The following is a 24,764-nucleotide window of genomic DNA, read 5'->3' as shown; positions in this document are numbered from 1 at the left end:
GAATACCGTGCCCAAGGTTCTCATCACCGGCGGATCGGATGGCATCGGCCGCGCGCTCTGCGCCCATTACGCTGCCCAAGGCTGGCAGGTATTCGCAACCGGCCGCCGCGCGGAAGGAGATATCGAGCCTCCCTTGCCATCGGGATGCGAGTATATCCGCCACGATGCGACGGGGGATCCTTCAGAGCTGCTCAATGCCCTACCGGAGACACTCGATGCCGCGATTCTCAATGCCGGCGCAGGCAAAGTGGGGCGCCCGGAAGAGCACACGGGAGAGGAGATCGCGCAGATGATCGCGCTCAACACGCTCGCACCGCTCCTCTTGGGGCAGGCTCTCCTCCCGCGGCTGAGGGGCGGCACCCTGGCGTTCATCGGATCGACCGCTGCGCGCGGGGCCCATGGTGACTTCAGCGTATACGCCGCGACGAAGGCGGCGCTCGACGGTGCCGCCCGGGCGCTGGCCCTTGAATGGGAGGGGCGCGTGACCGTGCTCATGATACATCCCGGCCCTACCGCCACGGGCATGCATGACAAGGCGGGGCTCGGTGACATCGCGGCACGGCGGTTTTTCACGTCGCCCGCGATCGTGGCTCGCAGCATCGCCGCGAGCGTGGCCCGTGGGCGCAACGCGCGCATGGGGCCCCTTTTTACGCTGCGGCACGCTTTCGGTGGCAAGCCATGAGAACGGTGATCACCGGTGGGGCCAACGGCCTCGGGCGCGCGCTCGCCCTCGCGGCCATGGAAGATGGCCGAGATGTCGTCGCCGTCGATCTGTCGGAGGCGGACCTGGCCCTGCTGCCCATGGAGACACTGTCGCTCGATCTGACGGATGCCGAGGCTCCGGCGCAGATCGCAGCGCTCGGGCCCATAGAGCTCATCATTCACTCGGCTGGCATTTCGGGCACCGGCCCCTTCGAGGACATCCCCGCCGAGCACCACAAGCGCATCCTTGACCTGAACTTTCGTGCACCGGTCGCCATCACGGCGCATCTCCTCGCCACAGGCGCCATGGCAGCCAACTCCAAGCACGCCTTCATAGGTTCGCTGTCGACCTTCACAGGCTACCCCGGCGCCGTGTCCTATGCCGCCTCGAAGGACGGTATCGCCAGCTTTGCGCGATCCCTCGACAAGGCGCTTCCACCGGGCCAATCCGCGGCGATCGTCTTTCCGGGGCCGCTCGCCACGGATCACGCGGCCCGATACGCGCCGGAAAACGATGCGAAGACGGTTGCCGCACGGCTTGCGCCGGAAGACGCCGCGCGCATCATCCTGGCTGGCCTCGCTGCGGGAAAGAGGTCCATCATACCGGGTGGGAAGGCGAAGCTCATGGCTGCTGCGGGCCGCATCGCGCCGGGCCCCGTGGGGCGGCTGCTCCGCAAGGGCCTCTACGAAAAACTGACGCGCCCGAAGCTCTAGTCTGGTAGGCGTCCGTCAAACCCGCGTCACAGCTCAATCGGCTGGCCGTGGGGCGTGGCCCGAGCCGCGGCCTGCCAGGCGCGCGTGAGATCCGCGATCTCCGTGGCGTTGGCGAGCTTGGCTTTGGCGAGGATCGCCTCGAAGGCTCGGAGCCACGCCTTCCAATACGCGTCATTGCCAGAGCGCGTTTCCCCTGCCAGCTCTGCGCCCAAGGCGTCGGCCCATTGCGCCGCTGAGAACGCGCCTTTTTCCTGCAAGGCCACGGTGATCCCGAAGAGTTGCGCCTGCCATGGCGTATCAAAGGGGGGCGCGGGATCAGTCATGGCAGAGGTAAGGCTCGAACGCATCGATCATCACGTCATCCTGCGCATTCTCCGCGCCCGCACCCCAGAGTTCGCTGGCGGTGAAGGCGACGGCATAGAGCCATTCCGGCTCGTCCCCCCGGCCATGCGCATGAGCGTCCGGGAAGACGTGACATCCTCGGATGGCGACGATCTCGCCCGTCTTCCCCATGGCGTATCCCGGCAAGCGCGTGTGCCCGGGCGTTCGATCGTGCCGAGTGATCACCTTGTCCCCAACCTGGAAGCGCGCGGCATGACGCGGCTCTCGATCCACCGGCCCGCCCCGACGAAGGACCGCTGCGACGTCCGACGCTTTCAGGCGCCGCTCCGGCCGCAGCCCGGGGCGATGGCATTCCCCGCGCGCGCGTTCCTCGGCGCTCACCTCGCCGTGGCGTTCAAGGAGCGCTTCGAGAGCCGTGAGCCAGATGTCGTAGTAGGAGGCGTCGAGGTAGAATGCGGGTGGCAGGCACTCTCGGGCATGGCGGCTTTCATCGAGCGTCCAGTGACCCAGTGCACCAGCGGTGAGCGTGAGGCCCAGCGCCCGCCCCTCCCACGGAGCATGAAAGACCGGTTCGTTTTCCTCGGGCCGCACAGGGCCGAAGCCGCCGCGCCCGCCGAGGTCCTGGGGGCCGATCACGCGCCCGGGGCGAGGGCAAGCCCCGTCCCGATCATGGCATCGCGCGTGACGAGCGTCGCCAGTTTCTCCGAGGGCCAGCCGTCTGTCCCGTCCGGACGTTCCGGAATGACGAGATACCGCACTTCCGCGGTCGAATCCCACACGCGTATCCGCGTGCCCTCGGGCAGCGTGACGCCGAATTCGGAAAGGACAGCGCGCGGCTCTGCCACGGCGCGGGACCGGTATGGGGGAGACTTGTACCAGACCGGCGGCAGCCCCAGCACAGCCCACGGGTAGCACGAGCACAAGGTGCAGACGACCATGTTGTGAACGCCGGGCGCGTTCCAGAGCACCTCCATGTGCTCGGCTTGCCGGCCTTCGAAGCCCATGCTCGCAATGGCTGTCGTCGCGTCTTCGCGCAGTGCTGCCGCGAAATCCGGATCTGTCCAGGCGCGGGCGACGACCTGCGCGCCGTTCTTGGGCCCGACCCGCTCCGCATAGGTCTCGATGATCTCGTCAATGGCCGCCGGATCAACGAGGCCTTTGTCCACCAAGATGGTTTCGAGCGCCTTGACCCGCGCCTCGATGTCGCTCAGCGCATTGTCGTGGGGATGGTCGTCATGCATGCCTCACTCTGCTCAGATGCCCGCTCCCGCGCAAGCCGTGAGGTCACGGAGCGGGCAGCCCGAGCGCGGCGCGCCCCTCGGCTGTCTTCATGGAGAAATCGCCCCCGGCATGCGCGGCACCGTCCGGCCCGGCCAGATAGGCAATGGCCTGCGCCACCCATTCTGGGGGAATGTGGTCTTCGGGGTCGAGCTGGCTCACCGGATTGATGCCCGAGGCTTTGATCTGCACCTGCATCTCCGTCGCAACCGTCCCCGGAGAGAGGCCGACGACCGTGATGCCACTGTCTCCATGCTCCTTGTGCCCGCACTTTGTCAGGGAAAGGACCGCCGCCTTCGTGGCGCAGTAGTGGGACCATCCCTCCAGCGCCCCCGTCGCAGCGCCCGAGGAGATATTGATGATCGTCCCGGATCCGGCCATCGCGGGGATCGCGAAGCGCATCCCGTAATAGACGCCCTTGAGATTGACATCGACGATCATCGACCACGCGTCCGGGTCGCTGTCTTCGAGACGGGCGATCGGATCGATGAGCCCTGCGTTGTTGACGAGCAGATCGAGGCCGCCATGGGCGGCTGACGCTGTCTCGATGAGGGTTTTCACGTCATCGGGATCGGCGATGTTGCAGGGATGGGCCAACGCGGTGCCCCCCTCCTCCCGGATGTCCTCCGCGATCTGGCCTAGGGCATCAGCGGATCGCGCTGCGAGCGTGACCAAAGCACCTTCCTTGGCCAGATGGCGTGCGGCGGCCGCTCCAATGCCGCGGCTTGCTCCGGTGATGATGACGCTCTTTCCTGACAGATGGCTCATGAAACGGTCTCCTTCGCCGCACATGGCTAAAGGCAGGATCGTTGCATGAAAAGGCAGAAGACGCCGGGCTCAGCCCGAGGCGTCAAATGTGTCAGCCCACGTTGATGTCGGCCCCATCGAGAAGCTGCTGCAAGCGATTGAAGTCGTGGATGTGAAGCGTCTTGCCCGTCCAGCTCGCGATATCGTCTCGCTTCAGCTTGGCCAGCGTCTTGTTGGTGTGCACCAGGGAAAGGCCCAGCGCGTCTGCCACATCCTGCTGCCGATAGGGCAGCGGAAGACCGACGTCCTCGTCCATGCCGATGCTCGTGAGACGGTCGTGGATCTTGCAGAAGAGCCACGCCAAACGGGCAATGGCCTCGCGCTGTCCCACGGTCGCCAGAGCCTCTCCGAGAGCACTCTCTTCCTCCACCGCAAAGCGCGTGATGGCCAGGGCGCGCTCCGGATCGTCTTCGAACGTGCGCTCGAGATCCTGCGTCTTCAGCGTGCGCAATCGCATCTGGGTGGTCGCCTCGAGAGCGTGGCCCATTTTGTCCGAGAAGCCCGCTTGAAGCCCGACCATATCGCCCGGAAACATGAAGCCCACGACCTGCCTGCTGCCGTCGGGCAGGGTCTTGTAGCGCAGCCCCATCCCTTCGAGCACGATGTACATCAGCGACGAGGTGTCATGCTCACGCAGCACCACCTCTCCGGGCCGCGCGATCCGCTCCTCCCCGGGCATTTCCTTGATGCGAGAAAACTCTTCACGCGTCATCACTGGTCTCCTTCCGCCGGTTTTCCGGCATCGCGCCGCGCTGGGGCGGGCAAGTCGCGCACATCGACGATGGCGCTAAAAAACTCCCAATCGCTATGTCGCAGTTAAATGCGATCAGGAAAGTAAACGCGCACACCCGACGCTACTTCATGGCGGGACACGCTCGGTGAACAGCGACCTCACGATGCGTCCAGGTGCGACGCTGATCCTTACAAACAACATGGTCGAAGCCTCGGACCTCAGCGAAACGCTCGAGGGCTGCGGCTTGGGCCCGATACACATCTCCCGGGTGCCGCCCTTGGAGGAAGGCGCTTGCGAGGACGTACAAGAAGAGGATGCTCTTCTGGTTGGCTACAGGCTTGTTGTTTTCGGGCTGGATGCGAGCACCGCTATCGCCCGTTTATTCTTGTCGACCCTGAGTGCGCATCAAACCCATCTGATCCTGATAGACGGCTCTCCGGATGTCGATCTTGGCACTCCGCGCGCGGTGCTCACGCGCCCGTTTAGCTCCTTGGATGTCGAACATGCGCTTCGGTTGATCGGCCTTCTGAAGAAAGACGCGTAGCGCGTGCCGTGAATGCCGCACGGTCTTCGGCCGGGTCTAAAGGTCCTGCGCTTTCTCAAATGCCCGGTGACACAATGCGTACTGCGACATAACGCGCAGGGGCCCATTGCGTTCCATCCAACTGGACTGCGCGGTGAGGTCCTGCATGAGCGCCTTCTGCAATCGATGCGCCCGCAAGCAAGCTGCTGAATTGTCAACGGAACTTGACAAGCTAAGCGTAAAACTCTTTCTGAGCTTGGGGAGCACGCTTTCAACACTGGCGACGCGCGCTATTATGTTGTATACGCATCAAATGTTCCGCAAAAACACGACGCGACTCTCGGGAAAGCCGGTAGGGTTTCCCTAACCTTTAATGTGTGAGGCCTCCATGAAGGACGGCGCCGGAACAACGCATCAGGACACCTACGGCTCCGCGGAGCGCAAGGGGGTGACGAACCCCGCGCGCCTGGCGTCTCTGCACCGCAGCGGAATGATGGATTCTCCGGCATCGGCGGATTTCGACAGGACAGCACGCCTCGCGGCACGTATCTTGGACGCGCCTGTCGCGCTGGTCTCATTCGTCGATGACGTCCGGCAATTCTTCAAAGCCCAGCATGGTCTTTCCGGTCAGGCCGCGGAAGACCGTGGCACGCCACTCGATCAATCGATGTGCCGTTACGTGGTGGATACGGGCGAGCCCTTCATCGTCAGCGACACGGCGAACTTCGCCGGGCTGGAAGGCCATCCCGCCATCACCGAGCTCGACGTCGCAGCCTATGCCGGCGTCCCGATCTGCGCCCCGGATGGAAGCGTCCTGGGATCCTTTTGTGCCATCGACGACAAGCCCCACGACTGGACAGACGAAGACCTCGCGACCCTGAAGGACCTGGCGAAAGTGGTGGAGGCCGAGCTCGCGCTCCGGGCGACCGTTGCGCAGCGCGAGCTTGTGCTCGATGAGATGACGCACCGGATCAAGAACCTCTTTTCCATGATCAACGGCATGGTGCGCATCGACAGCCGCCACGCCAAGACACCTGCGGAGATGGCAGAGAGCCTCGGCCAGCGCATCAGCGCGCTGAACGACGCTCACCAGCTCATCGTGCCCGTCGTCGCGGCCGATAATGTCAGCATCCCCAGCACGGATTTGGCCGCCCTCATGCGGCGACTTCTCGCCGCGCATCTCGCAGGGCCCTCGGCCCAGCTCAGCCTTGAAGGCCCCCATGTAAACGTCGGCGAGAAGGCGGTGATCTACGTGGCGCTCGCCCTCCACGAGATCGCCACAAATGCCAGCAAGTACGGCGCGCTTGGCGCCGTCGATGGCCGTGTCACCGTTGCCTGGGACATCGAAGGGGAAGAGCTCGTGATCCGCTGGCTGGAAGAAGCGGAGCCTGAAAGCGAGAAGGATCGCCCAGCGCCGAAAGGTGAAGGCTTCGGGTCACGCCTCATGGAAATGGCGGTCACCTACCAACTGGGCGGGCGGGTCGAGACGGAGCGCCGAGGCAATATCTTCAGCCTCCACCTCGTGATCCCGCTCAACACCCTCGTTCACTAGGCTTTCAACGTCTCCGTGGACGAGAAGAACATCGCCTGGCTGATCGCCGAGCGGACTTGCTCTTCCGTGTAGGGCTTCGTGATGAGGAAGGCCGGCTCCGGCCCCTCCCCGGTCAGAAGCCGCTCCGGATAGGCGGTGATGAAGATCACCGGGATGTCACCCGCTTCCGCCAGGATCTGACGCACGGCATCGATGCCCGAGGACCCGTCCGCGAGGTGAATGTCCGACAGGATCAGGCTGGGCCTCTCCCGGCGGAAAAGATCGATGGCGCCCGTCTCGGTGCGTGCGATGCCGGTAGCCTTGTGCCCCATCTCGGTGATGATCGCCTCTAGATCGAGCGCGATGATCGCCTCATCCTCGATGATCATGATGGCGCCTGTCAGCGCCTTCGACATCTCCGAATAGGCAATGTCGATCAACTGCTGCGCCTCCGCGGGGGACACATCGAGCACAACCGCAACATCCTCGAAAGCCATCTCCTCGATTGTGTGGAGAAGCAGCGCCTCGCGGGTGTCTGCCGTCAGGCGGGACAGATGCTCCTGCGCCTTCGCCTGCAAGCCAGATTCCTCAGCCTCGAAGGTGGCACCCGTGCTTTGCCAGATCGAATTAAACACACGGAAAAGCGCAACCTTGCTGTCGAGCGATTGATCAAAGATCGAAGGACGCTCGAGGACAGCTTCCAACGCAGCGATCGCATAAGTGTCCCCGCGGGGCTGGGAGCCCGTAAGAGCGCGCGCATATCTCCGGAGATAGGGAAGGTTTTGCGCAATAATCGCCGAGAGATCATCGGCGTGAGAAGTCGTCATGATGGGGCTTTCTTAATATGTATCCTGCTACGGAACTTAACGCCGCCACGCGAGTTCTGTTCCAGTGGGCGTGCAGCGACGCGGTATAAAGAATGTTTGATGATCACATGACGGAAGAAGATCCCTCCAAGGCGAACGCAGAGATCGACGCGAATTTGCGTCGAGCGTACGATGAGATCACACAGCAAGACATTCCCGACCGCTTCAAACAACTCCTCGCTGACCTACGCGCCGGTAATGATAGCGTCGTCTCCAACGATAACGAGGGTCCTGCAGGCCGAAAGACGAGCGAGGACGCGGATGGCGAAAAGTGATGTACGCGACCAGCTCGTAGAGCATCTGGGCCCCATGCGCGCCTTCGCATTGAACCTCACTCGAAACTCTGCCCTCGCCGATGACATGGTGCAGGATGCGCTCGTCAAGGCCTGGACCAAGATCGAGACGTTCGAAGAAGGCACCAACATGCGTGCCTGGCTCTTCACCATTCTTCGCAACACGTATTACTCGCACCACCGCAAGGCGCGGCGCGAAGTGGCAGATGTGGATGGCACATATGCTGCAAGCCTTGCCACGAAGCCAGACCATGATGGCCGCTTGCAGATGATGGACTTTCAGGACGCCTTCGAACTTCTCAACGATGAACAACGCGAAGCGCTCACGCTCGTTGGTGCAGAAGGCTTCTCCTATGAAGATGCTGCGCAGACCTGCAACGTCGCCGTCGGCACGATCAAGAGCCGCGTGAACCGGGGCAGAGCCCGCCTCGCCGAGCTCATGGGCCTCGAGGACGACGAGGCCCTGGAAATGACAGACGCTGTCACGAGTGGCATCGTGGGATCGCAGAAACACGTGGCCTGATCTACTGGCCCGGAATGAATGGGCAGCGCCGACGTGCTTTCAATCGACCGCCTGAGACAATCGCTGCAAAGCCTGTCTGCGCGCATCATTCTGCTCATGACGCTCGCGCTTTTTCCGCTCGGGCTCATCTCCATCTATCAGACCCGGGCCGTCATCGGGGAAGCGCAAGAGCTCACGAATGCCGCCCTGACTTCGCAAACCATCGCCGCCGCCGCAGCGGAGCGCGAGCTCATTCAGGAAGCCGTTGGCGCCGCCGCCGGATTGGCCGCGTCAATTGCGGGCGGCGTCAGCGATTGCCCTGCGCTCCTCCGGGAATTCGTCTCGGGCAGCAACCCCTACATCTTCGCCGGTTACACGGAGCGGGACGGCATCATGCGATGCTCCTCGACCGGCGACATCGTGGACTTTTCCGACGAACCAGGGCTCGCGGACGCATTGGCTCTCGATGGTCCGACCATCTCCATGAACACCGAGGGCCGCGTTTCGCGTCAGTCCGTCGTCCTCGTCTCCCACGCGGCGCGCTCCGGCGGCGAAGCCTTGGGGCTCGTGACGCTCTCCATCCCGCATTGGATCGCCAATCCCCTGCTCGAAGATGCCGAGGCAGGCCGCGATGGTCTGCGCCTCGCATCGGTGAATCCCGCCGGGACGATCATCTCGTCGAGCGGCCCCCTCGAAGGGGCGAGCGACTTCCTTCCCGCGGACATACCCCTCGAAGAGGTTTTCGCGCGTAAGGGCAGCACGTTTTCGGCGCGCGCGGCGGACGGGTCCTTCCGGTTCTATACGGTGAGCCGCATGATCGAGGATCAGCTGGCCCTCGTCGGATCCTGGCCCGCGGCGGCCAGCAGCCTCGGCGCGATCAGCGGAGCGCAGGCCTGGGCCATCGGATTCCCGGTCCTGATGTGGTTTGCGGGTGTGGGTGTCGCCTATTTCGGCCTCCAGCGCCTGGTGGTCCGCCACATCAAGCGCCTGCGCTCATCCATGCGCCGGTTCGCGCTCGGTGACCGGGAGGACGCCTTTCTCGAGCTCGTGGACGCGCCCGAGGAGCTTGAGGAAGCTGAACGCGCGTTCAATCGCATGGCCGTCATCATCACGGAAGCGGAGAACCGGCAGCTCAAGGACCTCCGCGACAAGGAGGTGCTGCTCAAGGAAGTCCACCACCGGGTCAAGAACAACCTTCAGCTCATCGCCTCGATCATCAACATGCAGGCCCGCGAGGCAAAGCAGGGCGAAACGCGGCGCATGCTGTCGAATTTGCAGCGCCGGGTGCGCGGCCTCGCGATGCTGCACCGCTCGCTTTACACCACACCGGACGAAACACAGGTCAATTCCGCCGATCTGGTCGAAATGGTCGTGGCAGATACCTCCGCGCTCGCCCGGGAGCAGGAGATCGAGGTCAGTTCGCAGCTCTCTGCCGCGCCTCTCTTCCCGGACCAGGCCGTGCCTTTCTCGATGCTGGTATCCGAGGCGATGACAAACGCCTTCAAGCACCATGGGAAGTCCTCAGACGGTAAGGCCTTTATCGATGTCAGGCTGACCACGAGCGGCAAGGATCTGCGGCTCACGGTGGCCAACAGCGTCGCGCCCCCGGGCCAGAAGAGCGAGTTGCCGGAAGACGGTGTGCTGAGTTCGGACGGGCTCGGGCGACGGCTGATGACGGCATTCGTCAGCCAGCTGGAAGGCGAACAGAGCGTGGAAGAGACGCCCGACAGCTACGCGCTGAATATCACAATCCCCCTGCGGAATTTCGAGGCTGCGGAGTAAGCGGTGGACCTTGGCATCGGTCGGCCTCGCTATCGGGACGGGTGCCATCAAAGAGCGTGCTGACGCCTAGGGTACCGCGCCCGACCGCGCGTATTGCAGCCCCGAATCCCCCTGCCAGCCCGTCACGCCCGTCGGGCATAATGCACTGAAGTTCAATGCTCTTCTCGCGGGCGGCACTTGTGTGCGGCAGGCGGCCCTCCTAGACCGAAGCCATGGATTGGGACGAATTCGAAACCTATGCGCGCGATATCGCATCGTGGTCCGCAAACTATCACCGCATGTTATCTGATCGCCCGGTTCGCGCGCAGACCGCGCCCGGAGACATCGCAGGCAAGATCCCCGATCATCCGCCGGAAACAGGGCAGGACATGGCGCAGATCCTCGCGGATTTCGAAGAGATCGTGATGCCCGGCATGACCCATTGGCAGCATCCCCGCTTCTTCGCCTATTTCCCGGCCAACGCCGCGCCCCCTTCAATCCTTGCCGAGCTCCTGGTCACGGCCATGGCGGCGCAGTGCATGCTCTGGCAAACCTCGCCCGCGGCCACGGAGCTCGAGGGGCGGATGGTCGACTGGATGGCACAGGCGCTGGGGCTCGACGGCATGACGGGCGTGATCCAGGACAGCGCGTCCTCCGCGACGCTCTCCGCGGTCCTCACCATGCGGGAACGCGCGACCGGCTATACGGGCAATCGCGATGGACTGAGCCAGAAAGGCGCTCTCCGCATCTACTGCTCGGAGGAATGCCACAGCTCCATCGATCGCGCGGTGTGGGTCGCCGGCATCGGGCAGGCCAACCTCGTCAAGATCCCGACCAAAGGCCCCACTTACGCGATGGATACCGAGGCGCTCGCCGCTGCGATTTCCGCCGATCGCGACCAGGGCCATATCCCCGCGGGCATCATCGCCATCACCGGCGGCACCGGCATCGGGGCCTGCGATGACCTTCCCGCCATCGCCACCCTGGCCGCGAAGGAAGACCTCTACACCCATCTGGACGCCGCATGGGCCGGCTCCGCGATGATCGCGGACGACCTGAGAGAGCCAATCTGGCGCGGCGCGGAGCGCTTCGACAGCGTGGTGATGAACCCCCATAAATGGCTCGGCGCACAGTTTGACTGCTCCTTGCAATTCCTGCGCGATCCGGTGCCTCAATTGAACACGCTCAAGATCGAGCCCGAATACCTCAAGACGTCGGCGTCGGTGACGAATTACAGCGAATGGACGATCCCGCTCGGGCGTCGCTTCCGCGCGCTCAAGCTGTGGTTCCTGCTTCGCTCCTACGGCCTCGAGGACCTGCGGCAGCGGATGCGCAACCACTGCCTCTGGGCGCGTATGGCGTGCGACGCGCTCCGGCGTGGCGGGTTCGAGATCATCACCGAGCCTCAGCTCTCGATCTTCACCTTCCGCCGAGACGGCGACGACGACGCCCAGCAGGAGTTGGTGGACCGGATCAACAATGACGGTCGCATCTACCTCACGCAGGGCGCGTTTCGCGGCCGCAAGGTTATCCGTTTCCAGGTGGGGCAATTCCACACGACGGAAGAAGACGTGAGCCTGGCCGTACGTGTCATCGAGGAGCTGGCGACCTGACGCCCGATCCACGCGCGCCCCAACTGGTGCGGCCGCGAGGAATGTGATCTGTGCTCGCCCCATGCTGCATCTCAATTGCCTGACCTGGAACGTGCACCGATGCCGCGGGCGAGACGGTACAGTCAATGCGGACCGGACCCAGACCGCGCTCACGGGCCTCCTCCGGACGCGCGACATCGATCTCCTCGTCCTGACGGAAGCAGATGGCGAGCAGCGCCCGTACCGCTCGCTCATGGATATCGAGCGACTGGAGAAAGACACGGGGCTTCTCTCCGCGCACCATTCTCCAACCCTGCGCTGGGGCGCAGAAAGTGACGGCTTTCTCGGGACGATCGTCCTCCATTCCGAGCGGGTGAGGCTCATCGACGGCGCGCTGTTGGACCTACCCGGTCACTACCCGCGCGGCGCGGTGGTCCTGACATGCGAGGGGGCTGATCGCGGCTTCCGGGTCGTGGCGACCCATCTCTCGCTGGCCCAGGTGCTGCGGGTGGCGCAGATGCGCGCCATTGGTCAGCACCTCGATCGACGCGAAGGGCTCCCCACTCTCCTGATCGGTGACCTCAATGAATGGCGGCCGTGGCGCGGTCTGGCGTTCTCGGGTCGCGTGGCGGGGCGCGCATTCGCTGGCCCGCCACGGCGGAGCTTCCCCGCGGCCTTCCCCCTTTTGCCGCTCGATGGGGCGCTTACCGCGGACGGGGCCCGGGTACTGGAGGCCGCGGTGATCCGGCAGGACGACATGAGGGTTGCCTCGGACCACCTGCCGCTCTTCGCCCGCATCGAGATCGCCTAGGGCCCCCCATCCCGGCCCGGTGTCCACCGATGCAGCCAAACCGGCGATTTCGGGCTTTGCCCCTGATCGCGCAGGACGAGCCGAAGCTCCGCGACCGGTGCCAGGCCCGGCTCGAATTGGAACCCCACGCGCAGGTGGCCCCGATCCGGGATCTGGTAGGCCGACACGCCGTGAACATCACCGGCAGAGGCCTGTAGAAATGGGGTGAGCGTCTCCGCGCCCGGGCCTTCGAAATCCACGACGTATTGCAGCCGACCAGGGCGGTCATGGACCAGCCCGGAACGGCTTTGCACGATGCGGATTCCCCCTTCCGCGCGCGGCATGGGCTGCGCTCCGATGTGAACGCGGTAGGAGAAGCGATAGGTCTCGCCCGCCGCGAGCGGTGCATCAGGCCGCCAGAAGGCAACGATATTGTCGAAGAACTCGTCGTCCGTGGGGATCTCCACCAGCATCACTTGGCCCGCGCCCCAGTCGCCCCGTGGCTCAACCCAGGCAGAGGGCCGGCGATGGTAGGCGGCTTCTGGGTCCTCGAACGCGGCAAAACTCCGGGGGGATTGCACGAGGCCAAATCCCGACGGCCCGTCGTCGACAAAGCTCGACGTCTGAAGCGCTGCCGGATTGGACAGGGGCCGCCAAAGGCGTTCCCCCGCTCCGTTAACGATCTCCAGCGCGTCGCTGTCATGGACACGCGGACGGAAATCATCCGAGACCGCGGCCCGGAGCGGGCCCTTCAGGTACATCGAGGTCAGTGGTGCAAGACCGACGTCTAGGATCGTCACGCGCGGAAACAACACCAGATCGACATCCACGATGGTTGGCTCTCCCGGTGCGATCCTGAGCTCCGCGGCCCCGGTGACCGAGGGGCTTTCAATCAGCGCATCGAGCCGCGCGGCTCCGCCCGAGGCTTCGCCGAGCCGCAGCCGGGTGAACAGCGGGAATTCCTCTGGACCGTTTCCTCCTGTCCCGATCGCCAAGGCCCGGCAGGACAGACCGTAAAGCGTGTCTCGGGACACAGCGCGAAAGTAGCTGGCGCCTTGCGTGACGAAGAACTCATCGGAAATACCCGGTGTGCGATAGGGCGCGCGCAGCCTCAGCCCCGAAAAGCCCATTTCGCCGCGCTCTTCGTCAGAAAGCGCTGGGGTTCCGTCGAAGTAGCGGGCCCCGTAGGAGAAAAGGCCCGGGTCAAACCCGACAGCCTGAAGCCCGCCGCCCTGCGCGATCTCGATGTCCACCTTGTCCCTGAAATAGAAGCCCGGCGGCAGGAGGTCGGCGCTGTAGCCGCTTCCGAGGGGGATGCCTGCGGCACCGCCCTCTCGTGGTCGGATGGCCCGAAAGCTGTCGTATGTAAGGGCGTCAAAGGGCGGCGCGAGACGCATGGAGGGGTCGCGATGCGGGGCCCTCGACATCCGTTCGGCGATGATTGCAAGGCTCTCTGGGGCCTCAGACGCCCACCCGCCGATGGGCAACGCCCCCGAGGCCAATGCTCCTGCAAGAAACGTGCGGCGGCGCATCAGCGAGCAGGATCCCGGTCCAGCCACGGATAAAGCCACGGCGCACCGATCAGCGGACCGCAGATGAGGGTTAGCCACAAGGCCTGGTAGGCCGTTTCACCACCAAGAGCGGCCAAAGCCACTAGGGCCAGCCCCGCGGCACATTCGACCGACCCGTCCGGAAATGCCGGGCGCGCAACACGCCGTGGGCCCTTCCAACCGCAATCCCGGCCAAGGATGACTGCACAGACGGCAAGGCTTTGCCTGACCATGACAAGTGGCGACACGAGCGTGCTCAATAGAAGCTCGGCCATGCTCGCACGGAGAAAGACGCGGCGCCGGCTCCTGCGGCGCGTCCTGCGCAGGAAGCCGATCATCGCGGTGATCTTCGGCACGAGGAGCAGGGCCAGAGCACCCGACAGGATCGGCACGGCCCCCGGGGCCATACCCGCAAGCAAGAAGAGCAGAATGACGATGAGCCAAATCGGGGATGAGAGGTAGCTTTGGATGCCGAAAGCAAGGTGGAGGCGGCTCAAGGGATGGAGGCCACGGGTCAGCAACGCCCGGATGTGCTGCAGATTGCCCTGACACCAGCGCCGGTCTCTCCGGTGGAATGTTTCGAGGCGGTCGGAGCCGTCTTCGAAGCTGCCGCGCATGTCCGGCGAAATCTCGACCTTCCAGCCCGCCCGCACGAGCCAGGCCGCCTCGATGAAATCGTGGCTCAGAAAATCCCCGCCATAGGGCGCGGGGCCGTTGAGTGCTGGCAGATCCATGGCCGTCCGGAAGGCGGCGACACGGATGAGCGCATTGTGCCCCCAGTAATTCCCGGCCTGCCCTGCCCAGGCGCCGAGCCCACGGATAAAGGCGGGCCCGGCGAGCCGCGTGGAGAGGCGCTGGAGGCGCGTGAAGCGCGACCCGCCCGGGCGCAGGCTGATCCCGCTCTGGACGAGGCCCAGGCGGGGATCGGCCTCCATAGCCAGTCGAAGGTCTTTCAGTCGCGCCGCCGTCATGCCGCTGTCCGCGTCCATGACCAACATGCTTTGATAGGCATGGCTGTGCTCTTGCACCCAATCGGCGAGGTTCCCCGGCTTGCGCCTCAGGTTCTGCACGCGGCGGCGGTACCTGAGCAGGCCCGCGGCGAGCAGCGGTTCAATGGCCTGCTCTTCGCGCTTCGCGGCCGCAGGCCCCGTATCGGACAACAGCCAGAGATCGGTGTCCCCTGAGGTCTCGTCTCGCGCAAGATCGGCGGTGAGCGCCTCGATGCTGCGGGCGACGGCCGCAGGGTCCTCGCCGCAGATGAGGAAGAGGACAGCCGTCCGTTCACGCGGCCCCGCGCTTGTGGGGCGTGGCGCGATCTTCTCTTGTTCTATCACCATCGTGCCGAGGATCGCCGTGGCAGCAGCTGCCGAGACCCAGAGCGTATTGAGCGCAAAGAGAGACACCAAAAGGACATCAATCGCTTCGAGCGGCGCGAGCACGGCAGCGAGCCCGATCACGAGGGGAACCGAAAACGCCAAGGTTATCGCCGCAAAGACCCAAAACCGCGCGGGCACCGGAATGCGACGGCGTGCCGTTCGCAGAACAGGCCTGACCGTGCGGACCGGGCTGAGGTCACCTTCAGGGAGCGAGGCGTCCGGTGCGCTCATGGGCGGGGCGCGTTCAGTGGCCACATCCGCGTGAAAACGCCGTCGCGCTTGATCAGGCCGTGCTGCAGGGCCGCACCGATGTGAAGAAAGATGAACGCCGCCAGGATGAAGCGCGCCGAGGAGTGGATCCATTGCGCCGTATCAGCCAGCGGATCAGAGCGCGGGACGAGCTTCGGGATGCCCAGCGCATCGAGGGACTCGATCGGAAAGCCGCCCGCGGCCACGCGGACATAGCCTGAGATCGCCATGACAAGGAGCAGGACATAGAGCGCCGCGTGGCTCACCGAGGCCGCGGTCTTCTGCCAGGCCGGTGTCTCCGCGGGCAGCGGTTCTGTGCGCGTCGCGCTTCGAATGAGGAGGCGCGCCGCCACGAGGAGAAAAATGATGACCCCCACGTTCTTGTGGAAAATGAAGAGGGTGTTCTGCACGGTGCGGGGCAGCCCTTCCGTCGTCATGATCACGCCGACGGGGATCGTCGCGAGGACAACGAGCGCGGTCAGCCAATGGAGCCAACGAGAGGCCGTGGGATAGCCGTATCTTTGCGTTGATGTTTGAGCCATGAATGAAAGCTCCTGCTTTGGAATTTGAATTAGAATGAGGGCCGCGTGGTTCAATCGATCTGCTTGACGGCGCAGGGGCCTCGCTTAGCTGCGAAATGATGAGAAGCTTCCTGAGCCAAGTCTATCAGCCTTTCGCCCGCGATACAGCGCTCTCGCCGTTGCATCCGGTGTTGCGCGATTTTCTCATCGCGAGCCTTGTCTGCGCCGTGTTCGTGGCGGCGATGGGTCTGCGGCTGAGCAGCGAGACGGGCGCCCTTGTGGCCACCCTGCTGTTCACGGTGGGCGCCGGGGTGGCTGGCATCGTGATGCTCCGCACGTATCCCCATAGATCGCTCGGTCTGTGCAATGTGATTACCGTCTTTCGGTTGGCCCTGACCGCCGTCCTCGCCTCCCTGCTCTTCTCGGGATCCGCCGTGTCTCAGCCTGTCCTCTGGGCCGCGTTTGCCATGGCCGCATTCGCCCTCATTCTCGACGGGGTGGACGGAGCCGCGGCGCGTCATGCGCGGCTCACTTCTGGCTTCGGGGCGCGGTTCGACATGGAGGTGGATACGCTCTTTGCGCTCGTTCTTGCGCTCCTAGCCTGGAATACGGGGCAAGCAGGGCTCTGGGTCCTGGCGCTCGGCCTGCCCCGCTACCTCTTCGTTTTGGCCGGCACCATCTGGCCGCGGCTTACGGGCGACCTGCCCGAGCGCATGAGCCGGAAGGTCGTGTGCGTTATCCAGGTCGGGACGCTCGTGGCGTTGCTCATTCCGGTCCTGCCGCTGTGGCTCAAGACAGGCGCCGCGGGCATTGCCGCCGTGGCCTTGGCGTGGTCGTTCATGCAGGACATTCGCCACCTGCTCTCACGCCCCGAATGACCACGGCCCTCCACGGCAGCGGCACGCAGTCTTACCCCAGCTTGATGTCATTGGCGGCCAGCGCGCTGCTCTTCTATCTCGTTCTGGCGGCACCGAACCATCCCGAAGCGCTCGCATGGGATATCCTGCTGGTCTTCCCGCTCGAGCTTCCGGTGATCCTCGGCGCGCTCGCCGTCGTGGGTGTGACGGGGCGCGGAGCAGTTCTGATCCGCGGTGTCATCGTCATCTCCCTCACGCTTCTGACCCTGACCAAGCTCGCCGATTTCGCGGTGTTCTCCGCCTACAATCGCGGGTTCAATCCGCTCGTTGACCTGCATCTCATCCCGGCAGCGTGGAATCTGGGATCCGGTGCAATCGGCACGGCACGCGCGCTCGGTGCCGTCATCGGGGCGCTAGCGCTCTTGTCGGCGCTTGCGCTCGCCCTGTGGTGGGCGGCGACGCGATGGTCGAAGGTCGAGCTTCCTCAAGCCCCCAGACGACTGACGGCGATTGCCCTCTTTCCTGCTCTCCTTCTCGCCGTCGCCGAGATCGGCGATGCCATGCGGAAGTGGCAACTGCCATTTGAAGCGCCCGGGGCGGCCTTCACGGCGCGCGTGGCCGTCGAACGGGCGGAGATGCTCGGCCAGACGGCGCGCCGGCTCAGTGACTTCAAAGAAGCCGCTTCGACGGACCCCTTTGCAGACGCGACCCCGCTCCTGGACGAGATCGGCGCGAGAGACGTCCTCTTTCTCTACGTGGAAAGCTACGGTGCATCGAGCCTCACGAACCCCCGCTACGCCCCCCTCCATCTCGACACGCTCGATGCCATCGAGGCCGAGTTGGCCGCGCGCGGCCTCTCCATGCGCTCGGGGTGGCTCGAGGCGCCTATGATCGGTGGTCAAAGCTGGCTCACGCACACAACGCTCGCCACGGGCCTCTGGTCACCGGACCAGCGGACCTACGGCGCGGCGTTGGTGAGCGGGCGAAAATCGCTTTTCCACCTCGCATCCGAGAACGCCTTCGAGACGGTCGCCGTGATGCCTGCCATCACGATGGATTGGCCGGAGGCAGGCTTCATGGGGTTTGATCGGGTCCTTGCCGCGGCAGATCTCGGCTATGAAGGGCGCCCTTTCAACTGGGTGACCATGCCCGACCAGTTCACCCTTGCCGCGTTAGACAGGCTGGTGCTGCCCGGCGCGCCGGGCGTGGACAGATCGCCCGTCTTCGCGCAGGTGGCCCTCATCTCATCCCATGCACCCTGGACGCCGGTGCCACGCCTCATCGCGTGGGAGGACGTCGGAGACGGGCTCGCGTTCAACGCCATGGCCGCTGAGGGCGATGCGCCCGACGTGGTCTGGCGGGACAGAGATCGCGTCAGGGCGCAGTTTCGAAAGGCCGTGGATTACAGCCTCAGGACGGCCGGAAGCTACGTGGCACGTCTGGCCGACGCCGAGCCGCTCATCGTCCTCTTGGGCGATCACCAGCCCGCAGCCTTCGTGTCAGAGGATGATAGTTTCAACGTGCCCGTCCATGTTATCGGGCCGGCGCACCTCGTCGAGCGCTTCGCATCGTGGGGCTGGGTGGACGGTATGCGCCCTTCTCAAGCGACCCAAGCGGTCAGGATGGACGCCTTCAGAAACCGGTTTCTCCAGGCTTTCAGCTCCCTCAGCCCTTGACCGCCCCGGCCATGATCGCGCCGACGATGAGGCGCTGAAGCGCAAGGAATGCCGCTATGGCGGGCAGCACCGTGATGACGCAGGCGGCGGCGAGAAGCTGCGTCGTAGAGGCGCTCGTCGATCCCGCGAAGTTGAAGATGGCGACGGAGATGGGTTGCAGCCGATCCTGCGAGAGCAGGATGAATGGCACGAGAAACTGCGACCAGCCCATGAGCATGTTGAGAATGAAGGCCGAGGCCATGCCCGGCGCGGCCAAAGGCATCGTCACGAAGAAGAGAACTGCCGGTGCCGAGCATCCATCGATCGCTGCCGCGTCCTCAAGGGAGCGTGGAATGGCATCAAAGCTTGCCTTCAGCATCCACACCGAGAGCGGCACGCCCAGCGCCATGTAGACCCCGGCTGCGGCGGCGTGCGTCTCGAGAAGGCCCAGTCTCTCCATGTACCGATAAAGCGGGATGAGGAGGACGAGCGGTGAGACCATCTGCACCGTGAGGATCCCGAGCATCAGGATGGACGCGCCCCGAAACTGCCGCCGCGAGAAGACGTAAGCGGCTGGAATGGCCGTGATGAGCGCGCCCAGCGCCCCGAGGGCGCAGAGCTTGATCCCGTTCCAAAGGTAAAGACCAAAGGTCCGGTCCGTGAGGATCTGTTCGAAGTTGGCGAGCGTCGGGTCCTCCGGAATGAAGCGCGACGCGCCGAGGAAGATCTCTGCCGGGGTTCGAATGGCCAGCGACAAGAGCCAGAGTAGCGGCGCCGCGAAGAGCACAAAGAGAAGCAGCGCGACGACATAGGTCGCGATGTCTCCGATCCGCTCTGAGGACCACCGGGTCATGAGCTTCGGTCCTCCCGGTCGACGAGAAGCCGGATGTAGAGAACCGTGAGCAGAAGCGCGATCAGAACGAGGATGACCGCCAGAACGGACCCGCCAGAGAGATCGAAGTTGAAAAAGACGGTGTTGAACGTGAAGAGCGATAGCACCTCCGTGGACCGCCCCGGGCCGCCACCCGTCAGCGCGAGGATGACATCGAAGGTGTTGAGCGTCTGGATCGTCACGAGGACCGTCGAGACAAGGATCGCGGGCCGCATCTGGGGCAGCGTGATAAAGACGAAGCGTGCGGTGGGGCCCGCGCCGTCAATGGCCGCCGCGGAATAGAGGTCCGGCGAGAGGCCTTTCCGCGCCGCGTAGAAGACGATCATGGCGAAGGCCGTCCCTTGCCACACATTGGCGATGACGGCGGAGATCATGGCGTTCGTGGGATCCGAAAGCCACCGGACCGGCGAAATCCCGACGAGCGCGATGGTGGAGTTGAGCGCGCCAAAAGGCGCCTCGGAAAAGAGCATCTGCCAGATGAGCCCGTTGGCGATGCCCGGCACCACCCAGGCGGTGAGCACCACCGTCCGAAGAAGCCCCATGCCGGGGAGCCGCCGTCTTTCGCCTCTCACGACGAGGAGCGCGATCAGGAGACCGAGCCCGAGGATGCCCAGCACACTCGCGGCGGTGAAGAGCGCCGTCACCCAGAGAACGCCCGGCAGAGCAGGCTGCGTGAGAACCTCCGAGACGCCCTCCATGCCATACCGCGTCGCCGGGCGCAGGAGCGTGGCATCGCCGAAAGCGAGCCGGAGGACATCGAGGATCGGGACGAGATAGAACGCGCCGAGCAAAAGAAGGGCGGGCGCCAACCATGGCCAGACGGAGCGGCGGGCCCTCGCATGGGCCCGCCCGGCGCTTTCTTGGTGCGGCACGCTTGGGCCTAGAGGCGCTCGAAGGCCGCCTGCACGGCCTCATCGGCGGCGTCGAGCGCTTCCTCGGGCGTGGCCGCGCCCGAGAGGACATCCCCCATCAGGATCTGGATGGCGTTCGACAGCTCGGGATAGATCGGCACGCCGGGCCGCGCCTGCCCATCGACGAGCGCCTCCGAGAACACGTCGTATTCGGGCCCTTCAAAGACATCGAACGCGTCGTATTGCGCGGCTGACGTGGGCAGGAGGCCCTGGATCGCGTTGCTTTGGCCGGAATAGATCTCGCGGACCATTTCTGCGCAGATCCGCACGGCCTCGGCATCGTCGGAGAGCGCGGCGATCGTCCAGCCTCCCGTGCCGGTGGCGCGCTGATCCGCCGTCGGCCCGGGAATGGCCGACACGGCCCAGGCTGCGAAATCCGCCTCCGGAAGGGTGCCGCGCAATTGCCCGTACTGCCAATTGCCCCCAATGAAGAGACCGGCTGTCCCCGCGGCGGCGGCGGCGTTGAACTCATCGTAGTTGACGATGGAGGTGACCCGCGGCGGCGCCGCACTGGCATCCACGAGCCCCTTGTAGAAGCCTATGGCCGCGAGGAACTTTTCGCGGTTCTCCCCCTCGGCAAAGACGGGACGGCCCGCGTCATCGACGAGACGCCCGCCCTGCGCCCAAAAATGCGCGAGCCAGTCAAAGGTCGTGCCTTCCCAACGGCCACCATTGAAGAGCAGCCCTTCCCTTCCGGCCTCGACGGTGGCAAGCGCGGCGCTCTCCAGGTCTTCCCATGTCTCGGGAGCATCGGGGACGAGGCGCGTGTCACGGTAGAGCACGCGCAGATCGGTGAACCACCACCACGCCAGAAGATCCCCCGCCTCGTTGGTCACAGCCTCTCGGACAAAGGGAAAGAGGTCGTCGATCTCCGCGCTGCTCCAATGTGAATTCATGGGCTTGAGCACGTCAGCGCTCTTGAAGAGCGCGAGTTGGGAGCTGTCCACCATCGCGCAATCGGGCCCCCGCCCGGCCCGGGTCTGCTCGAGCAGGCGCGCTTGCTCCTGTCCGATGTTGTCGGTGACGATCTGCGTCTCGATTTTCCAGTCCGGTCGCGCCTCGATGAAGTCGGTAAAGAGCGCCTCGAAGGCCTCCCGCGTGGCAGGATCCGAGGAATAGAGATCGAAGGCCGTCAATCGGAAGGTCATCGTGTTGGGCGCATCGGGCAGGCCGACCCGGTCCCGGGTGATTAAATCCTGCGCCGCGAGGCTCGTGGGAAGCCCGAGGGCACAGGCGGCGCCGACAGCGCCGAGGATGCGGAGGAAACGATAGGTCATGGGACACCTTTCTAAATGGTGGGGATGAAACTGCGGGATCAGCACGCCGTGGCGAGAGCCTCGCCGGTCGTCTGGTCAAAGACATGGGCCTGTCGGGCATCGAAGGTGACGTTCGCCTGCGATCCGACGCGAAGCTCGGTCTCCGGGGGAAGTCGGCTCCAGAGCCGCCCTGCCCCGGGCAGCGAAAGCTCGACGATGATCTCCTGCCCGATGGGCTCAACCGCTTCAACGCGCGCCGAATAGCCGTCATCACCCGTCGAAAGGCTCACGGCTTCGGGCCGAAGCCCGAGGAGGACGGGCTGCCCGGGCCTGCCGCCTCGCAGGCCGTCCCTGAGGGCAAGCGTTGCGCCGGCATCGAAGGTCACGCCGTCCTCGCTCAGGCGCGCTGCGATCAGGTTCATCGCGGGCGAGCCAATGAAGCGGGCCACGAAGGTATTCGCCGGGAACCGGTATATCTCCATGGGCGGGCCCGTCTGCTCCACGCGCCCCTCGTTCATGACCACGACGCGGTCCGCCATGGTCATCGCCTCGGTTTGGTCATGGGTGACGTAGACCGTTGTGGTGGGCAGCTGGGATTGAAGCCGCCGCATTTCCGCACGCATGGATACTCTCAGCCGGGCGTCGAGATTGGAGAGCGGCTCGTCGAAGAGAAAGACCTTCGGCCTGCGGACCATCGCGCGGCCCATGGCGACGCGTTGCCGTTGTCCGCCCGAGAGCTTGGCAGGACGCCGCTTGAGGAGTGACCCGATCTCGAGCATGTCGGCCACGTCTCGAACCCGCCGCGCCACCTCGTGCTTGGGCAGCCCCCGACGCCGGAGGCCGAAGCCGATATTCCGCGCCACGTCCATGTGTGGGTAGAGCGCGTAGTCCTGAAAGACCATCGCGACGTCGCGCGCGCCCGGGGCCAGATGGTTGACCCGCTCTCCGCCGATGAGGATGTCGCCGCCCGTCTCTTCCTCGATCCCGGCGATGAGCCGGAGCGTGGTCGATTTCCCGCAGCCCGAGGGACCGACGATGACGACGAACTCGCGGTCGGCTATATCGAGGGACACGTTGTGCAGCGCGACGTTGCCGTCTGCGTAAGACTTGTGCAAATCAACGAGTGAGAGTTCAGCCATACGCGCTTCCTCGCGCACCGATCCGGCAGCCTCGTGCTGCGCTTCGGGCGCGTTGGTGACATGCACAATGACTTGAAAGACCTATAGGAAGACCGATTTCCAATCGATGCGCTTCTCTAACATCAAAGGCCAAAGCCCGCGTGGTGTCAAAGCTTTCGCCTACCGCGCTTTGCACGTCGTCGTGCCGGTGGTGCTCATCGCCTTCGTCGTGTGGAGCGTCGGCGCCGGTGACGTACTGGCCCGCCTCGCTGGCGCGCATCCCGGGTGGGTTCTGGCGTCCCTCGTGGCATGCTCGGCGCAGATGGTCCTCTGCTCCTATCGCTGGCGTCTGACAGCGGCTCGGCTCGGCACCGATATCAGGCCCGGGGCCGCGATTTCGGAATATTACCTCTCCAGCCTCGTGAACAGCACGGTTCCGGGCGGCGTGCTCGGTGACGCTCTTCGCGCTGTGAGGACAAAGGGCGCAGCGGGGCTCGAGCGCGCGGCGCAATCCGTCATCATCGAACGGTTGGCAGGTCAGATCGCCCTGGGCGCCGCGCTTCTCCTCGGTCTCTTCCTTTCGGGACAGCCGGCGCTCCAGAACATCGCACTGATCGCCTCCATCGCGCTCGTCGTCACCCTGCTCCTTCTAAGGCTAGCACGCGGGCCTTTGCGCGCGCGCTTGCTACCAGGGATCGTGCGCCGCTTTCTCTCGGCCATGCGGGTGAGCTGGCTCCATCGCTCCGCCGCCGCCCCGCAGGTCATTCTCAGCGTCCTCATCGTGGCGGCCAACCTCGCAGCCTTTGCATTTGCCGCCCGCGCGACCGGGGCGGTCATGGGCTTCCCGGACGTGCTCTACGCGGTCCCGCTGATTCTGGCCGCCATGCTGATCCCGTTCTCCGTCGCGGGCTGGGGATACCGGGAGGGGGCCGCGGCCGCGGTCTTCCCCCTCATCGGCGCGAGCGCGGCGGCGGGTGTGAGTGCAAGCGTCGTCTTCGGCGCGGTCATTCTCGTGGCGAGCCTGCCGGGATTGATCGTCGTCTTCTCTCGAAGCGCCGAGATCAACGATGCGTACGATGATGCTCCCGAGGCGCACTATGACGCGGCCGAGTGAGGCAGATCCTCACGCGCATCTGCGCACCTGACGTGAGGCAGCAGCTAATCTCGGCCCAGGGTCTTCTCCGATCCCTTGTGATCTATCACAATCCGGCCGCCATACGCCGTTGGGCGCGCTTCTACAGAGGATTGCTCCGTCCCGGAGACCTCGCCTTCGATGTTGGGGCCCATGTGGGTACGCGGGCGCGCGCCATGCGGGCTGCGGGGGCAAAGGTGGTGGCGCTGGAGCCGCAGCGCCCGTTCTCGACCTTTCTCGCGCGGACCATGCCGAGAGACGTCACCGTGCTCGACATGGCCGTGGGCCGCGCAGCCGGAGAGGCCGACATGGCCGTCTCATCCCGGCACCCGACGGTTTCCTCCCTCGCCTCCGACTTCGTAGAGGAGGCACCGCAGGCAACCGGCTTCGAGCACGTGCGCTGGGATAGACGGCAGGCCGTGCGCGTCACGACCCTCGACGCGCTCATCGCGCGATACGGATCGCCCCGCTACATCAAGATCGACGTCGAAGGACATGAGGAAGAGGTGCTCGGCGGCCTCTCGGCGCCCGTGGATATTATCTCGGTCGAATATCTTCCGGCCTATCCAGCCCTCGCTCTCGGCCTGGTCGAGAGGCTCAGAGCCATGGGCAACGACGCCTTCAACGTGGTGAGCGGGGAAACCGGCAGGTTCCTCTGGGAGGGCTGGCGAGATGCAGAGGCCGCGCGGGACTGGCTCTCCCGGCAGGAGAGCTCGGCACCTTCCGGTGACCTTTTCGCCCGCCGCGGCGCACCGGAGGCGCCCCTGCGCTGAACGCCTCGCTCCGTCGCATCGGCCCTCGTCGGTTGCAGCG

At 64.9% G+C, this 24,764-nt stretch carries 26 protein-coding genes; 13 read left to right on the top strand and 13 right to left on the bottom strand.

Going from position 1 to position 24,764, the window contains the following annotated elements; all coding sequences use genetic code 11:
- The first annotated feature begins 7 nt into the window (after positions 1–7).
- Together AAFM92_02430 and AAFM92_02425 are read left to right on the top strand one after the other, a co-directional pair.
- A complete protein-coding gene (locus tag AAFM92_02430; GenBank protein ID MEL7299217.1) occupies positions 8–682 on the top strand; it encodes an SDR family oxidoreductase in 675 nt (224 codons plus the stop codon).
- Entirely contained in the window at positions 679–1,416 is a 738-nt protein-coding gene (locus tag AAFM92_02425) for an SDR family NAD(P)-dependent oxidoreductase (GenBank protein ID MEL7299216.1), read from the top strand. Before AAFM92_02430 ends, AAFM92_02425 begins: the two co-directional genes overlap by 4 nt.
- 26 nt (positions 1,417–1,442) lie before the next feature.
- Here AAFM92_02425 and AAFM92_02420 read toward each other — a convergent pair whose 3' ends face one another.
- From AAFM92_02420 to AAFM92_02400, 5 genes are all read right to left on the bottom strand, one after another.
- A complete protein-coding gene (locus tag AAFM92_02420; GenBank protein MEL7299215.1) occupies positions 1,443–1,739 on the bottom strand; it encodes a nitrile hydratase accessory protein in 297 nt (98 codons plus the stop codon).
- Entirely contained in the window at positions 1,732–2,394 is a 663-nt protein-coding gene (nthB, locus tag AAFM92_02415) for a nitrile hydratase subunit beta (protein ID MEL7299214.1), read from the bottom strand. The genes AAFM92_02420 and nthB overlap by 8 nt, the downstream gene beginning before the upstream one ends.
- The gene (gene nthA, locus AAFM92_02410; protein MEL7299213.1) at positions 2,391–2,999 is read right to left on the bottom strand and encodes a nitrile hydratase subunit alpha; all 609 of its coding nucleotides are present in this window, start codon (positions 2,997–2,999) and stop codon (positions 2,391–2,393) included. The genes nthB and nthA overlap by 4 nt, the downstream gene beginning before the upstream one ends.
- Before the next feature lie 43 nt (positions 3,000–3,042).
- Positions 3,043–3,804 (bottom strand): SDR family oxidoreductase, encoded by a 762-nt coding sequence (locus AAFM92_02405; GenBank protein ID MEL7299212.1) that lies wholly within the window; start codon positions 3,802–3,804, stop codon positions 3,043–3,045.
- Between the two features lie 91 nt (positions 3,805–3,895).
- On the bottom strand, positions 3,896–4,555 hold the full coding sequence (locus AAFM92_02400) for a Crp/Fnr family transcriptional regulator (GenBank protein MEL7299211.1): 660 nt from the start codon (positions 4,553–4,555) through the stop codon (positions 3,896–3,898).
- Positions 4,556–4,721: 166 nt separating this feature from the next.
- On the opposite strand from AAFM92_02400, the gene AAFM92_02395 reads away from it, so the two are divergent.
- Positions 4,722–5,120, top strand: coding sequence for a hypothetical protein (locus AAFM92_02395; protein MEL7299210.1), 399 nt, complete (start codon positions 4,722–4,724; stop codon positions 5,118–5,120).
- Between the two features lie 367 nt (positions 5,121–5,487).
- Positions 5,488–6,651, top strand: a complete 1,164-nt coding sequence (locus tag AAFM92_02390; GenBank protein MEL7299209.1) for a GAF domain-containing protein — start codon at positions 5,488–5,490, stop codon at positions 6,649–6,651.
- Here the strand turns inward: AAFM92_02390 and AAFM92_02385 are convergent.
- Complete coding sequence (locus tag AAFM92_02385) at positions 6,648–7,457, bottom strand: response regulator (protein ID MEL7299208.1); 810 nt, start codon at positions 7,455–7,457, stop codon at positions 6,648–6,650. The genes AAFM92_02390 and AAFM92_02385 overlap by 4 nt on opposite strands.
- A gap of 92 nt (positions 7,458–7,549) precedes the next feature.
- Between AAFM92_02385 and AAFM92_02380 the strand changes: the two genes are divergently transcribed.
- The 5 genes from AAFM92_02380 (at position 7,550) to AAFM92_02360 (ending at position 12,455) form a co-directional block, all read left to right on the top strand.
- Positions 7,550–7,771: a NepR family anti-sigma factor gene (locus AAFM92_02380; protein MEL7299207.1), complete on the top strand. Its 222-nt coding sequence runs from the start codon at positions 7,550–7,552 to the stop codon at positions 7,769–7,771.
- Positions 7,758–8,312, top strand: a complete 555-nt coding sequence (locus AAFM92_02375) for an RNA polymerase sigma factor (GenBank protein ID MEL7299206.1) — start codon at positions 7,758–7,760, stop codon at positions 8,310–8,312. Before AAFM92_02380 ends, AAFM92_02375 begins: the two co-directional genes overlap by 14 nt.
- Positions 8,313–8,330: 18 nt before the next feature.
- Positions 8,331–10,073, top strand: coding sequence for a sensor histidine kinase (locus AAFM92_02370; GenBank protein ID MEL7299205.1), 1,743 nt, complete (start codon positions 8,331–8,333; stop codon positions 10,071–10,073).
- A 212-nt stretch (positions 10,074–10,285) separates the two neighbouring features.
- The gene (locus tag AAFM92_02365) at positions 10,286–11,665 is read left to right on the top strand and encodes a pyridoxal-dependent decarboxylase (protein ID MEL7299204.1); all 1,380 of its coding nucleotides are present in this window, start codon (positions 10,286–10,288) and stop codon (positions 11,663–11,665) included.
- 61 nt (positions 11,666–11,726) lie between these two features.
- Positions 11,727–12,455 (top strand): endonuclease/exonuclease/phosphatase family protein, encoded by a 729-nt coding sequence (locus tag AAFM92_02360; GenBank protein ID MEL7299203.1) that lies wholly within the window; start codon positions 11,727–11,729, stop codon positions 12,453–12,455.
- Here the strand turns inward: AAFM92_02360 and AAFM92_02355 are convergent.
- Genes AAFM92_02355 through AAFM92_02345 form a run of 3 tightly spaced genes read right to left on the bottom strand, consistent with a single transcriptional unit; the run spans position 12,452 to position 16,151 of the window.
- On the bottom strand, positions 12,452–13,966 hold the full coding sequence (locus tag AAFM92_02355; protein ID MEL7299202.1) for a glucan biosynthesis protein: 1,515 nt from the start codon (positions 13,964–13,966) through the stop codon (positions 12,452–12,454). The genes AAFM92_02360 and AAFM92_02355 overlap by 4 nt on opposite strands.
- The gene (gene mdoH / locus AAFM92_02350) at positions 13,966–15,591 is read right to left on the bottom strand and encodes a glucans biosynthesis glucosyltransferase MdoH (GenBank protein ID MEL7299201.1); all 1,626 of its coding nucleotides are present in this window, start codon (positions 15,589–15,591) and stop codon (positions 13,966–13,968) included. Before mdoH ends, AAFM92_02355 begins: the two co-directional genes overlap by 1 nt.
- On the bottom strand, positions 15,588–16,151 hold the full coding sequence (locus AAFM92_02345) for a cytochrome b (protein ID MEL7299200.1): 564 nt from the start codon (positions 16,149–16,151) through the stop codon (positions 15,588–15,590). The genes mdoH and AAFM92_02345 overlap by 4 nt, the downstream gene beginning before the upstream one ends.
- A 98-nt stretch (positions 16,152–16,249) precedes the next feature.
- On the opposite strand from AAFM92_02345, the gene AAFM92_02340 reads away from it, so the two are divergent.
- Together AAFM92_02340 and AAFM92_02335 are read left to right on the top strand one after the other, a co-directional pair.
- Positions 16,250–17,008 (top strand): CDP-alcohol phosphatidyltransferase family protein, encoded by a 759-nt coding sequence (locus AAFM92_02340; protein ID MEL7299199.1) that lies wholly within the window; start codon positions 16,250–16,252, stop codon positions 17,006–17,008.
- Positions 17,005–18,663 carry a sulfatase gene (locus AAFM92_02335; GenBank protein ID MEL7299198.1) on the top strand — a complete coding sequence of 553 codons (1,659 nt, stop codon included), beginning with the start codon at positions 17,005–17,007 and terminating at the stop codon, positions 18,661–18,663. Before AAFM92_02340 ends, AAFM92_02335 begins: the two co-directional genes overlap by 4 nt.
- Here the strand turns inward: AAFM92_02335 and AAFM92_02330 are convergent.
- The 4 genes from AAFM92_02330 to ugpC form a co-directional block, all read right to left on the bottom strand.
- Positions 18,653–19,495, bottom strand: a complete 843-nt coding sequence (locus tag AAFM92_02330) for a carbohydrate ABC transporter permease (protein MEL7299197.1) — start codon at positions 19,493–19,495, stop codon at positions 18,653–18,655. The two genes, AAFM92_02335 and AAFM92_02330, sit on opposite strands and share 11 nt — an antisense overlap.
- Complete coding sequence (locus AAFM92_02325; GenBank protein MEL7299196.1) at positions 19,492–20,343, bottom strand: sugar ABC transporter permease; 852 nt, start codon at positions 20,341–20,343, stop codon at positions 19,492–19,494. The genes AAFM92_02330 and AAFM92_02325 overlap by 4 nt, the downstream gene beginning before the upstream one ends.
- Before the next feature lie 71 nt (positions 20,344–20,414).
- Entirely contained in the window at positions 20,415–21,722 is a 1,308-nt protein-coding gene (locus AAFM92_02320; GenBank protein ID MEL7299195.1) for an extracellular solute-binding protein, read from the bottom strand.
- 38 nt (positions 21,723–21,760) lie between these two features.
- Positions 21,761–22,840, bottom strand: coding sequence for a sn-glycerol-3-phosphate ABC transporter ATP-binding protein UgpC (gene ugpC, locus AAFM92_02315; protein MEL7299194.1), 1,080 nt, complete (start codon positions 22,838–22,840; stop codon positions 21,761–21,763).
- A gap of 106 nt (positions 22,841–22,946) precedes the next feature.
- Between ugpC and AAFM92_02310 the strand changes: the two genes are divergently transcribed.
- Entirely contained in the window at positions 22,947–23,933 is a 987-nt protein-coding gene (locus AAFM92_02310) for a lysylphosphatidylglycerol synthase transmembrane domain-containing protein (GenBank protein ID MEL7299193.1), read from the top strand.
- Positions 23,930–24,724 carry an FkbM family methyltransferase gene (locus tag AAFM92_02305; GenBank protein ID MEL7299192.1) on the top strand — a complete coding sequence of 265 codons (795 nt, stop codon included), beginning with the start codon at positions 23,930–23,932 and terminating at the stop codon, positions 24,722–24,724. The genes AAFM92_02310 and AAFM92_02305 overlap by 4 nt, the downstream gene beginning before the upstream one ends.
- Positions 24,725–24,764 lie beyond the last annotated feature (40 nt).

The organism is Pseudomonadota bacterium (assembly GCA_038533575.1).
Classification (GTDB): domain Bacteria; phylum Pseudomonadota; class Alphaproteobacteria; order Rhodobacterales; family Rhodobacteraceae; genus Shimia_B.
The sequence above is the reverse complement of the archived record's forward strand: the minus strand, read 5'-3'. Positions and strand labels throughout refer to the sequence as shown.